The organism is Campylobacter lari (assembly GCF_900638335.1).
GTDB lineage: Bacteria > Campylobacterota > Campylobacteria > Campylobacterales > Campylobacteraceae > Campylobacter_D > Campylobacter_D lari_E.
In genome coordinates this window covers 1,271,085-1,283,703 of sequence record NZ_LR134508.1, presented here as the reverse complement: position 1 = coordinate 1,283,703, position 12,619 = coordinate 1,271,085, and the positions used below count along the sequence as shown (strand labels likewise).

At 30.7% G+C, this 12,619-nt stretch carries 11 protein-coding genes and 2 pseudogenes; 6 read left to right on the top strand and 7 right to left on the bottom strand.

Annotation, left to right across the window (positions count from 1 at the left end; all coding sequences use genetic code 11):
• Nucleotides 1-798 (bottom strand): annotated as a pseudogene (locus tag EL235_RS06530) (AAC(3) family N-acetyltransferase).
• 71 nt (nt 799-869) lie between these two features.
• Between EL235_RS06530 and EL235_RS06525 the strand changes: the two are divergent.
• Nucleotides 870-2,075 (top strand): DUF2920 family protein, encoded by a 1,206-nt coding sequence (locus EL235_RS06525; protein ID WP_126341072.1) that lies wholly within the window; start codon nt 870-872, stop codon nt 2,073-2,075.
• A gap of 9 nt (nt 2,076-2,084) precedes the next feature.
• Complete coding sequence (locus tag EL235_RS06520; protein ID WP_114640607.1) at nt 2,085-2,834, top strand: hypothetical protein; 750 nt, start codon at nt 2,085-2,087, stop codon at nt 2,832-2,834.
• Here EL235_RS06520 and EL235_RS06515 read toward each other — a convergent pair.
• The 5 genes and pseudogenes from EL235_RS06515 to dcd all read right to left on the bottom strand — a co-directional run bounded on the left by EL235_RS06515 (nt 2,831) and on the right by dcd (nt 7,105).
• On the bottom strand, nt 2,831-3,067 hold the full coding sequence (locus tag EL235_RS06515; RefSeq protein WP_114640606.1) for an acyl carrier protein: 237 nt from the start codon (nt 3,065-3,067) through the stop codon (nt 2,831-2,833). The genes EL235_RS06520 and EL235_RS06515 overlap by 4 nt on opposite strands.
• Before the next feature lie 30 nt (nt 3,068-3,097).
• Nucleotides 3,098-4,356 (bottom strand): annotated as a pseudogene (locus tag EL235_RS06510) (DUF4910 domain-containing protein).
• 4 nt (nt 4,357-4,360) lie between these two features.
• Nucleotides 4,361-5,491: a UDP-4-amino-4,6-dideoxy-N-acetyl-beta-L-altrosamine transaminase gene (gene pseC, locus EL235_RS06505; RefSeq protein ID WP_114640605.1), complete on the bottom strand. Its 1,131-nt coding sequence runs from the start codon at nt 5,489-5,491 to the stop codon at nt 4,361-4,363.
• On the bottom strand, nt 5,488-6,495 hold the full coding sequence (pseB, locus tag EL235_RS06500; protein WP_126341071.1) for a UDP-N-acetylglucosamine 4,6-dehydratase (inverting): 1,008 nt from the start codon (nt 6,493-6,495) through the stop codon (nt 5,488-5,490). The genes pseC and pseB overlap by 4 nt, the downstream gene beginning before the upstream one ends.
• A 49-nt stretch (nt 6,496-6,544) precedes the next feature.
• Nucleotides 6,545-7,105 carry a dCTP deaminase gene (dcd, locus tag EL235_RS06495; RefSeq protein ID WP_012661997.1) on the bottom strand — a complete coding sequence of 187 codons (561 nt, stop codon included), beginning with the start codon at nt 7,103-7,105 and terminating at the stop codon, nt 6,545-6,547.
• 130 nt (nt 7,106-7,235) lie between these two features.
• On the opposite strand from dcd, the gene accB reads away from it, so the two are divergent.
• Both accB and EL235_RS06485 read left to right on the top strand, forming a co-directional pair.
• Nucleotides 7,236-7,685: an acetyl-CoA carboxylase biotin carboxyl carrier protein gene (gene accB, locus EL235_RS06490; protein WP_039626958.1), complete on the top strand. Its 450-nt coding sequence runs from the start codon at nt 7,236-7,238 to the stop codon at nt 7,683-7,685.
• 1 nt (nt 7,686) lies between these two features.
• On the top strand, nt 7,687-9,018 hold the full coding sequence (locus tag EL235_RS06485) for an acetyl-CoA carboxylase biotin carboxylase subunit (RefSeq protein WP_039619123.1): 1,332 nt from the start codon (nt 7,687-7,689) through the stop codon (nt 9,016-9,018).
• A 17-nt stretch (nt 9,019-9,035) separates the two neighbouring features.
• Here EL235_RS06485 and EL235_RS06480 read toward each other — a convergent pair whose 3' ends face one another.
• Complete coding sequence (locus EL235_RS06480; RefSeq protein WP_114640602.1) at nt 9,036-9,863, bottom strand: peptidylprolyl isomerase; 828 nt, start codon at nt 9,861-9,863, stop codon at nt 9,036-9,038.
• A gap of 64 nt (nt 9,864-9,927) precedes the next feature.
• Between EL235_RS06480 and gltX the strand changes: the two genes are divergently transcribed.
• On the top strand, nt 9,928-11,319 hold the full coding sequence (gene gltX, locus EL235_RS06475) for a glutamate--tRNA ligase (protein WP_039626953.1): 1,392 nt from the start codon (nt 9,928-9,930) through the stop codon (nt 11,317-11,319).
• Entirely contained in the window at nt 11,319-12,554 is a 1,236-nt protein-coding gene (locus EL235_RS06470; protein ID WP_114640601.1) for a malic enzyme-like NAD(P)-binding protein, read from the top strand. The genes gltX and EL235_RS06470 overlap by 1 nt, the downstream gene beginning before the upstream one ends.
• The last annotated feature ends 65 nt before the right edge of the window (nt 12,555-12,619 follow it).

Genomic DNA, 12,619 nt, shown 5'->3' with positions numbered 1-12,619 from the left:
TTATTCCTTTAGCAAACAATAAGGGTTATCCTTTAAAGCTTTTAATATTTTTTCTAAATAGTTTTTCATGTTGATATTTATTATATGAGCATTGGAAAAATTTAAAATATTAAAATTGTCATCATTTTTTAAAATAGCTACTTGTTTATCAACATCTAAATCTGAATTTTCATCCAATTTTCTAACATAGTATTTAATATTTTTTTTGGAGTATTTTACCATCTTCATCAATAATTTTACCACTAAAATTTTTAAAATATCTATATGGAACATGAGCTTTTTCTTCTATAAAATGACTAAAAGTATAACCGGCTATTTTAGATCCAAATAAAATTAGTTTGCCATTTTGTTTTGTTAAAACATCATACACACAATTTTCTCCAAAACAACTCGCAGTATCTTTTAAAAACAATTCTTCTTTAGCCCCTTTAATAGCAAAGGAAAATATAGGATCATTGGTGCGTTTTACCCCCCCCCTTTTTTTTTCACCATTTACGAAAATATTCTGTTAAAACCCCAACAGTACTTTTGGAATTTAATTTATCATAAATTTCATTTTTACAAAAACTATAAGTAAAGGTAGGCATTATGAGTGTGCCCTCTTTGCCTATAACTTCAAAAAAAGCAATCTAATATGGTTTGTAAAAATTCATTTCTAGGAAGTAAAGGTATGCCAAATTTCACTAACTCGCTATGTATGCATAATGTATCACCTTTTTGGATACCGAGTTTATAAAAAGATTCAATTAAATCTTTATTGGAATATTTTTCGTTATTGCATTCTAGTATATATTTCATATATCTTGTATTTTTCTTTAATTAGATTTTAATTGGTTATAATAGCATAAATTGATATAAGAAAGAAAGATATGCTTATAAACCAAACTTATTTTATAGATTCTTGTGATGATGTAGAACTTAATATAAAAAGAGAAAGCAAACTTGAATATAGAATTACTTATGATGATAGTAAGCAAATGAAAGCTGTTGTTTTTATTATAGGTGGGTATGGTACAAATACAAGTATGGCTGTTATGGATTTTGATAGACAGTATATTGCTCAAAAATATGATGTAGTAGTTGTAAATGTTATATATTGGTGTTTTAGCATTAGAAGGAGCAATGATGCTAATTATAGTGCTAAGCTATCGATTTCAAAAGAAGACTTAAGATATTTTGAAAGAACTTTGGAAAATCTAGGATTGAGTGTTTTTGGCTTGAATGAAAATACTGCTGGGGATTTTATCCAAAAATTAGATTCTCATGTTCAATATTTAAAAGATGTAGGAAGAAGGCAACAAGATTACAAAGCAACTATTGCAGCAACATTAATACCTCCTAATAATGAATATCAAAATTATGGTATTATGGCTGCTATTGATCATATCAATGCGTTAAAAGATATTATGATTAAATTTCCGCAGTTTCAAAATTTACCTAAAATTTATGGGGGCGGGTCATACGGAGGATATCTATCGCTACTAATTTCAAAAATTGCTCCTTGGCATGTTGATGCAGTACTAGATAATTCTGGCGAAGCCTTGCTTTTATTGCAATATATAATAGGAAAAGAATTAAATCAAACAGAATTTATAATTTATGAGAAAAATGTTCAATTTTGTTGTTTTTTAAAAACATATTGGAATGCAGATTCTAACTCTCCTTATTGTTTTAAAAAAGAAAACTATATGATAAGAGCCTTGCTTAATCCTACGCATTTAGCTTTGCAAGCTCAAAAAGATAATAATATAAAATATATAAGTTATCATAGTTCTGCTGACTCAATGACTCCTGTAAAAGATAAAATACAATTGATGCAAATATATAAAAATTTAGGCTATGATGTAGATTTTAAATTAATAGAAGATAATGTTGATGGAAGATTTATTAAGCATTCAGAACATGGTGGCGGTATCACTATAAAAGGATTGTTTAAAAAAGAGGTGCCTAGATTATTAGAAACTTTTAAAGGAAAAAAATTTGATCTAAAACAAGATAATATAAGTTATCCTTGTGAAAATAAGGTTTTTATTTTTAAAGATCATGGCAGTAAATTTGATCTAGAGATCATTTAAAGGAAAAATATGAATAATTTTTTTGATACTTTACACGATAAAGAATTTATTTTTGCACCAAAATGTTATATGACTTGCAATGGCGGATGTTGCCATAATATTTATGCAAAATATTTTAAATTCAATAAATCAAATAGTGTTATTTTGCCTATGATTGAAGCTGAGTATTTGTCTTTAACAAGAGCAGGGAATAATAACTTAAATGACCATAGTGTAGCAATATATGAATTGAAAAATAAAAAGAAAATTACTATTTATTTCATAAAATGCTCTTTAAATGGAATTTGCAATCCACATAATCTAAGACCATTGATTTGTAAATTATATCCTTATTATCCACAGGTTGATTTTGATGGTAATTTCTTGGGTGTAAAACCTTGTGCATTGTTTGATATTTTTTATAAGCATAAAAAAAACAATTTTTGCACTATTACACATACGGCTGAAAAAGAATTTATAAAAACTTTTGATGAAAATACAAAAATACTTCAAAAAGAACCTATTATGATATTTATTTTCAAAGCTTTAGAGTATATTGAAGAGGCGTTACAAAAATATACTTACGAATACTATGGAAAAGAAATGTATTTAGATGAGATGAGTGAAGATGAAAAATATGATTTTTTCGCTATGCAAGAACTAAATTCTATGACTTTAAAGGCATATAAAAATGATGAATTTATAAATAAAATACAAAATCTATATGATATTTTAGAGCAAAAACATCAAGATAGATTTTGCAAATATTTTACAGATTAATCCATAGCTTGTTCAAGCATTTGCTGGATGCTTTGAAAATCTTTAAAGTTGTCCGGCGTTATAAATTTAGCGTCTAAAGATTGGTTAAAAAATTTTTCTATTTCTATTATAAGTTTCATCATATCTACACTATCAATAATATCCTCATCAACTAAATTTTTTGCATTTTCATCTATATCATGTCTCCCTATATTTTCAAATATAGTTTTAACCATTTGTATTGAAATTTTCATTAGTCATTCCTTTCTTTATTTGTACTAAGACTAAAGAATTAATCCATGAAATTTTAATTTTTCTATTAAATCCTTTAGCTCATAAGCTTGTATATTAAGCTTTGAAGCTATATCTAAAACATCATTTTTGCCATCACAATATGCTAAAAAACTAAGTATATTTTCAACTCTTCCTTCTCTTTTGCAATGGTCTATATATAAGTCTCTTTTGCCTAAATTGGGTTCGCAAAATACTGTATTTTGATAAATTTCATTCACTTCTAAATTCATGATAATTTCTTGCATAGCTTTTAAGCTACCTTGCAATCCTTCTTTACTGATGAAATTTAAATCATCTTTACTAGTGTGGTATTCTTTATAATCACCAAATCTAGTCCTACACACACAAACTACAGGTAAATTTACTAAAGGAGAGCAGTATTGTCTTTCATCACTCCCTCTATCTAAAAAGCTGAATTCTTTAAAATTTGCTTTATCTTTTAAAGTATGCAAAGCTACTTTATCTGCTAGGGTATTTTCACTTGGAGTGTGAATGAGTGAGTAAGCATTATCATCGCCTATACAAGAAAGAGCAAAACCTGCTTTGGTATGTTTTTGTAAATGCTTTAAATGTTTGCTAAGATAAACTATACTCCCTATGGTTTCAGGAATAAAAACAAAACGATAATTGTATTTTCTCTTTTTGAGTTCTAAAAGCCATTTAGCTAAAAACACAGCTATCACAGGGCCACTTAGTTCGTTATTTGCCATAGATGGATGACAAAGATAAGTGGAGATTAAAATTTCATCTTTTGTTTCTTGCGTGCTAGGTATGAGTAAATCAGCATAGTTTAAAACTCCATTTTCATGGTGTTTTGCATCAATGAAAACTTTATATTTTCCTTTTTTTAGTTTAACTCTATCTTCATGTTTTATACAAAACCCCCAGCGCCTTTTATAATAGCTTGTCGCATAAGGTATGGCATCAGGCATTTCTTTTATAGAGTAAAGATGTTCTTGTAAGCTTGCTAGATCAAGCTCTGTGTCTATGCCTGTGCTATAGTTTAATACATGGAGATTATTTTGCTTAAAATCACAAATTTTTTCTCCATCTGGAGTGATGATATAAGCATCATTTATCTCCCATTCAGCAGGTACTTCCCAGTCAAACACTTTACTTCCGCTTGCTATAGAGTGAATTTTTAATATACCCCCCCCATAGCTTCATCAAGTATTTTTAAGCTTTGTCTAAAACCCTTGCCTGTGATACTTCTGCATATAGGAAAAAGCTCACAAGCTAGCTCATACATACTTTTACTCACAACAAGCCTTTTTAGTTTCTTCTAAAATTTTAAATAAACTATCTTTAACAAATCGTGCTTCTTTTAAGCTCATTTCTTGATGAGCAGGTATGCTAAGTTCTGCTTTGTAAAAATTATCCGCATTTTCTAAAAATAAATTTCCATATAAGTTTTTATAATAACTAAACTCATAAGTAGGCTTATAATGCACTTGTGCACCTATGCCTAAATTTAATAATTTTTCAAAAATAATCTCTTTTTGGCAATAAAACTCAGGGAAAAGTAAAATAGGATATAAATGTCTTGAGCTTTTTTTATAATCTTTGATTTTTATAGTGCTAAAATAAGGGTTTTTTTCAAATTCTTTATCATAAAAACTTGTGATGATTTCTCTTTTTTCTAGCATATTATCAAGTTTTTTAAGTTGATTTATACCTAAAGCACAAGCTACATCGCTCAAACGATAATTATAACCTAGCTCAATCATATCACTATCCCAAAGTCTTTTTTTGACTATGCCATGACTTCTTAAGAGCTTGATTTTTGAGATTAATTCCTCATCGTTACTAACAACTGCACCACCCTCAAAGGTTGTGATAGGTTTAACCGGATGAAAGGAAAATATGCTTAAATCTGCCATAGAGCCTACTTTTTGATCTTTATAAATAGCACCTAGAGCATGACTTGCATCATCAATTAGTGGGATGTTGTATTGTTTGCCTAAGGCTAAGATTTCATCCATTTCTACACTATTTCCCGCAAAATCAACCACACAAATTGCTCCTATATTGGAGCTATCTTGGCTTAATCTTAAAGCAAGTTTTTTCTCATCAATATTTCCATCACTTTTTACATCTATAAACTCAACCCTAGCACCTGCCATTAAAGCAGTATTTGCAGTGGCTGCAAAGGTGATGGGGGTTGTTAAAACTATTTTATTTGCAACATTTAAAGATAAATACGCAAGGTGTAAAGCAGAAGTAGCTGAATTTAGCACACAAGCATATTTTACACCTACATATTCACAAAGGGCTTGCTCAAATTCTTCAACCTTTTTTCCACCGGTTAAAAAATCATCCTTTAAAGCCTCACAAACTACTTGTATGTCTTGTTCGTCGATATTTTGATGAGAATAAGTTATCATTTTTCAAGCTCTGTATGATTTATTATATTTAAAAGCTCTTCTTGGCTAATCCATGATGGATTATTATCAGAACTATAAGAAAAGCCATTAGAAACTTTTTTACCTTTTTGTCCTTTTGCATTTATGCTAAAATCAATTTCCATATTGGTAAATTTAATACTTGGGCTAATGGCATAATAGTCTTTAAATTCATAAGTTAAATGACTATCATCACTTGAAATCATAATTTCATGTAGTTTTTCGCCTGCTCTTATACCTATGATTTTATGGGCTAAATTAGGAGCCATAGTTTTGGCTAAATCAACAATTTTCATAGAAGGAATTTTTGGCACAAAAGTTTCTCCTCCATGCATATATGTAAAATTATTCAGCACGAAATTAACCCCATCTTCTAAAGATATCCAAAATCTTGTCATTCTCTCATCTGTGATAGGAAGTTCTTTAGCACCTTCATTGATTAGCTTTTTAAAAAATGGTATAACAGAGCCTCTTGAGCCTACTACATTACCATATCTTGTAACGCTAAATTTGGTATGCGAATTTCCTGCGATATTATTTGCTGCTACAAAAAGCTTATCGCTTGCAAGCTTTGTGGCTCCGTATAAATTAATAGGATTGCATGCCTTATCGGTTGAAAGTGCGATACATTTTTCTACATTATTTTCCAAACATGCATCGATTACATTTTGTGCTCCATGGATATTGGTTTTTATACACTCCATTGGATTGTATTCTGCAATTGGTACATGTTTCATAGCAGCTGCATGAATGACAAAATCAACATCTTTCATTGCTATATTTAGTCTTTCTTTATCTCTTACATCACCTATGAAATAACGCATGCAAGTATCATTAAATTCTCTTGCCATTTCAAATTGTTTGAGTTCATCACGTGAATAGATAATGATTTTTTTGGGTTTGTATTTTTGAAGTAAAGTTTTAGTATAGGTTTTTCCAAAACTTCCTGTACCACCGGTAATTAAAATACTTTTTCCATTAAACATACTTATTTTCCTATTACTTGACTATTTTTTATATCGGTTGAAAATAAAATTATTTTAAAATTCTTGGTAAAGTTATACCTGTTTGGGCTTGGTATTTGCCTTTTTTATCAGCATATGTTACATCACAAGGCTCATCTCCTTGTAAAAATAAAACTTGAGCTATACCTTCATTAGCATAAATTTTAGCAGGTAGTGGGGTTGTGTTTGAAATTTCTATAGTGATATGTCCTTCAAAGCCTGGCTCAAAAGGGGTTACATTTACTATGATGCCACATCTTGCATAAGTGCTTTTGCCAAGACAAATAGCCAAAACATCATTTGGCATTTTAAAATACTCAACCGTTCTTGCAAGCGCGAAAGAATTTGCAGGTACTATACATACATCACCTACAAAATCTACTACATTTTCTTCTACAAAATTTTTAGGATCTACAACAGTGGAATTTACATTAGTAAAAATCTTAAATTCTCTTCCAACTCTTATATCATACCCATAGCTTGAAAGCCCATAACTAACTATACCTTTACCTATATTTGCTTCGCAAAATGGCTCTATCATATTGTGTTCTAATGCCATTTTTTTGATCCAATTATCTGCTTTTAAGCCCATTTTTGTCCTTTATAATTAAAGTGAATTTTTAAATTATATCTTAAAATAAAAGTAAAAAATAAATAATTGAAGTTATTTTTAGTATTTTTATATATAATTATAAATTAAGTCTTATAAATAAGGAGAATATATGACAAAAGAAGAAATCAAAGAACTAATGCAACTTTTTGCAGAAGCAAATATAAGCAAGATTAAAATAAAAGAACAAGATGGATTTGAAATAGAACTTGAAAGAGATATGTGTTGTGAATTACCAGCTCCAGCTCCTGTAGCTCCAGCTCCACAACCAATTAATGTAAATGTAGTTAATGAAACCAAAGCAAGTTCAAACTCTTCTAATAAACCAACTATCAATAGTCCTATGGTAGGTACTTTTTACCAAGCTCCAAGCCCAGGTGCAGCACCTTTTGCTAAAGCGGGACAAACTATTAAAAAAGGAAGCACTATAGCAATTATTGAGGCAATGAAAATCATGAATGAAATCGAAGCTGAATATGATTGTAGGATAGTAGAAGTATTAGTTGCAGATGGTCAGCCTGTAGAATTTGGTATGCCTTTATTTGTGGTGGAGAAATTATAAAATGGAAATTAAAAAAGTTTTAATAGCAAATCGTGGAGAAATTGCATTAAGAGCTTTAAGAACTGTAAAAGAAATGGGAAAAAAAGCAATTTGTGTGTATTCTACTGCAGATAAAGATGCTTTGTATTTAAAATATGCTGATGCGAGTATTTGTATAGGAAATGCTAGAAGTTCAGAAAGTTATTTAAATATCCCAGCTATTATTAGTGCGGCTGAAATTAGTGAAGCGGATGCGATTTTTCCAGGATATGGATTTTTAAGTGAAAATCAAAATTTTGTTGAAATTTGTGCAAAACATAATATCAAATTCATTGGCCCTTCAGTAGCTGCTATGGCGCTAATGAGTGATAAAAGCAAGGCAAAACAAGTAATGCAAAGAGCAGGTGTGCCTGTAATCCCAGGAAGCGATGGAGCTTTAGGTGGGGTTGAAGCAGCAAAAAAACTTGCTAAAGAAATAGGCTATCCCGTGATTTTAAAAGCAGCAGCAGGCGGCGGCGGCCGTGGTATGCGTGTAGTTGAAGATGAAAAAGATTTAGAAAAAGCTTATTGGTCAGCAGAAAGTGAAGCTATGAGTGCTTTTGGTGATGGTACTATGTATATGGAAAAATACATTCAAAATCCACGCCATATAGAAGTGCAAATCATAGGTGATAGTTTTGGTAATGTGATCCATTTGGGTGAGAGAGATTGCTCTATGCAAAGACGCCATCAAAAACTTATAGAAGAATCTCCCGCAATTTTACTAGATGAAAAAACTAGAGCAAGACTTCATGAAACTGCAGTTAAAGCTGCTAAGGCTATTGATTATGAGGGTGCAGGAACTTTTGAGTTTTTAGTGGATAAAAATTTAGATTTTTATTTTATAGAGATGAATACGCGCTTGCAGGTTGAGCATTGTGTGAGTGAAATGGTAAGTGGGGTGGATATTATTGAGCTTATGATCAAAGTAGCAGAAGGGTATCCTTTGCCAAAACAAGAAGAAATCAAACTTAAAGGTCATTCTATAGAATGTAGAATCACTGCAGAAGATTCTAAGACTTTCTTGCCTTGCCCAGGTAAAATCACAAAATACGTAGCCCCAGCAGGACGCAATGTAAGAATGGAAAGCCATTGCTATCAAGATTATAGCGTACCTCCTTATTATGATTCTATGATTGGAAAATTAGTTGTGTGGGGAGAAGATAGAAACACAGCTATAGCTAAAATGAAAATAGCCTTGCAAGAGCTTATTGTAGGTGGAATAAAAACAACTAAAGATTTTCATTTAGCAATGATGGATAATGCAGATTTTATCAATAATAATTATGATACAAATTATCTTTCAAGACATTAATTTAAGATAGGTTTAACCTATCTTAATTCTTCTATATGAGCGTTTGCTCTTATTTTATCAAGATGATTTTTTAAGGCTTGTTCTCTTTGGGTTAGAGTATAGACATTGCTAACTTGATCTTTGATTAAGTCAAATTCTATAGGGTTTTTACCATATTTTTCTTTTACAAAATATACTATATAAGCATTTTCGCCATTTAATACGGGAGTAAATTCTCCTATTTTTGTATTATTTAACAAAGCAAGTAATCTTGGATCTATACTAGCTGCATTTAAACTAATGGCTTTTGACTTGATTTGAGAATTTTTATACATAGGATTTTGTGCAAGTTGCTGTAAAAGTTCAGGATTGGTAGAATTATAAACAACTAAGTCTATATTTGAAAAAGTGCTAAATTTATCAAGATTACTTTCATAAAAATGCTTTAACGCTTGATCATCAATGTTGATTTTCGCATTTTGCATTATGCTCCTATAAAGTTTTTCTCTTTCAAGATCTTTTCTAACTTTATTTTTAAAAACTTCAAAACTTAAACCGTCTTTTTCTATCTTTGCTTGCAAACCATTAATGTCGGTTTTATTGCCTTTTGCTATTTGTGCCAATTTTTCATTAAGTTCAAAAGTGCTTACATAAATTCCTAGTTTTTTAGCTTCGCTTTGTTGAACTTTATCATCTACTAAAAACGCTATAGCTTTTTGCTTATCATTGGTTTTTAATTCTTTCATGGTTTGTTCTATATCATAAAGAGTGATAGGTTGATTTTCTACTACCATTGCTACACCACCAAGGGTTTGAGCATATAAAATATTTGCAGTAAAACAACAAGATATTAAAAATTTTCTCATATAAAACCTTTATTTAAGTGTAAATATAGCATTATAACAATAAAAATTTAAAAAAGGTAAAAATATGCAAGAAATCACAACACGTTTTGCTCCTTCTCCAACAGGATATTTACACATAGGGGGTCTTAGAACGGCTTTATATAATTATCTTTATGCAAGAAAAAATAAGGGTAAATTTTTATTGCGTATTGAAGATACGGATTTAAAAAGAAATTCACAAGAAGCTACACAAGCTATTATAGAAGCATTTAAATGGTGCGGGCTTGATTATGATGGGACGATTGAGTATCAATCTCAAAGATTTGATATTTATAAAAAATACATTCAAAAATTACTAGATGAGGGTAAGGCTTATTATTGCTATATGAGTAAAGAAGAGCTTGATGAGTTAAGAGCTAAACAAGAAGCAGCTAAAGAGCGCCCAAAATATGATGGTAGATATAGAGATTTTAAAGGAACTCCGCCAAGTGGTATTGAGCCTGTAGTGCGTATAAAAGCACCACAAAGTGGAGAGATTAAATTTATAGATGGTATCAAAGGCGAGGTTAGTTTTAAGGCTGAAGATATTTTAGATGATTTTGTAATTGCAAGAAGCGATGGTAGTCCAATTTACAATTTAACCGTTGTAATTGATGATGCATTAATGGGTGTGAGTGATGTTATAAGAGGGGATGATCATTTATCAAATACCCCAAAACAAATCGTTCTTTATGAGGCACTAGGCTTTAAAATTCCTAAATTTTATCATGTGGCTATGATACATGGTGAAGATGGTAAAAAACTTTCTAAGCGTCATGGGGCAACTGATGTGATGGAATATAAAAATATGGGAATTTTACCTCAAGCCCTGCTTAATTTCTTAGTGCGTCTTGGTTGGAGTCATGGCGATGATGAAATTTTTTCTTTAGAAAGTATGCAAGAGCTTTTTGATCCAAATCATATTAATAAAAGTGCTTCTTGTTATAATTTTAAAAAGCTAGAATGGCTTAATGCTCATTATATTAAAACCTTGCCTTTTGAAGAAATCAATAGACAATTAAAAGATTTATGTTTTGATTTAAGTCAGTATGAAAAAGCGGGATTTTTACTAGATATGTTAAGAGAGAGAGCTAAAACTTTGCATGATATCATTAGCGGGGCTAAAGTGTTACTAAATGACCCAAAAGAATATGATCAAAAGGCTGTAGATAAATTTCTTAATGTAACAAATTTAACTTATTTGGAAAAATACGCTATGGTTTTAAATGAGCAAAAAAATGCTTGTGAATTTGAAGAATTAACTAATCAATTCTTAGAAGAAAACAATCTTAAGTTAAAAGATCTAGCTCAAGCCATACGCATTGCACTTACTGGAAGCTCGGTAAGTCCTAGTATATTTGAAGTATTAGAATTTTTAGGAGTGCAAAAAGCTAAGCTTAGAATAGAAAATTTACTAACTTACATGAAAGGGAAATAATGAATTTAAAAGAAGAGGCTTTAGAATATCATTTAGGTGGCAAAGTAGATATTATCGCTAGAAAGCCTATGGATAGTGCACATGATTTATCTTTAGCTTATTCTCCTGGGGTTGCTGAACCTTGTGTTGAGATAGCAAAAGATGAAACTTTAGCTTATAAATACACTAACAAAGCTAATTTAGTTGCCATAGTAAGTGATGGTAGTGCTGTTTTGGGACTTGGTAATATAGGAGCAAGTGCAAGCAAGCCCGTGATGGAAGGAAAGGCTTGTTTGTTTAAAAAATTTGCTAATGTTAATGCTTATGATTTAGAAATTAATGCTCATAGTGTAGATGAGATTGTTACCTTTTGTAAAGCTATAGCACCTACTTTTGGAGGGATTAATTTAGAAGATATTTCAGCGCCAAAATGCTTTGAAATAGAAGCTGCCTTGCAAGATCTTGGAATTCCTGTAATGCATGATGATCAACATGGTACAGCGATCATTTCTACAGCAGGATTAATGAATGCTATGGAAATTAGTGGTAAAAAATTTGAAGATATTAAAGTAGTAGTAAGTGGTGCAGGTGCAGCGGGTATTGCAAGTGCTAGAATGTATAGAAATTTAGGGGTTAAAAATATCGTTTTAGTAGATAGCAAAGGTGTGATTAATACCCAAAGAGATGATTTAAATAAATATAAACTAGAATTTGTAAGCGATACCAAAGATAGTACTTTAAGAGAGGCTTTGAAAGGTGCTGATGTGTTTTTGGGTTTGAGTGCACCTAAGATTTTAGATGATGAGATGATTTTAAGCATGGCTAAAGATCCTGTGATTTTTGCACTTGCTAATCCTGTGCCTGAAGTAATGCCTGAAGATGTTAAAAGAGTTAGAAATGATGCTATAGTTGGAACAGGTAGAAGTGATTATCCAAATCAAATTAACAATGTTTTAGGTTTTCCTTTTATTTTTAGAGGAGCTTTAGATGTAAAAGCAACTAAAATCACTGAAAATATGAAAGTAGCTGCTGCTAAAGCTTTGGCTGACTTAGCTAAACTTGAAGTAACCGATGAGGTAAAACAAGCTTATGGAGTAGAAGAGCTTGGCTTTGGTAGAGATTATGTGATACCAAAACCATTTGATAGTAGGGTAAAAGCTGTAGTTAGTGCTGCTGTGGCAAAAGCTGCGGTTGAAGATGGAGTGGCTTTGGTAAAAGAATTTGACTATCAAAAATATCTGGCAAGCTTACAATAGTTTTTATAGATTAAGTTTTATTTAAAATATTTTTTTGAATAAAACTTAATTTTTATTTTTAATCT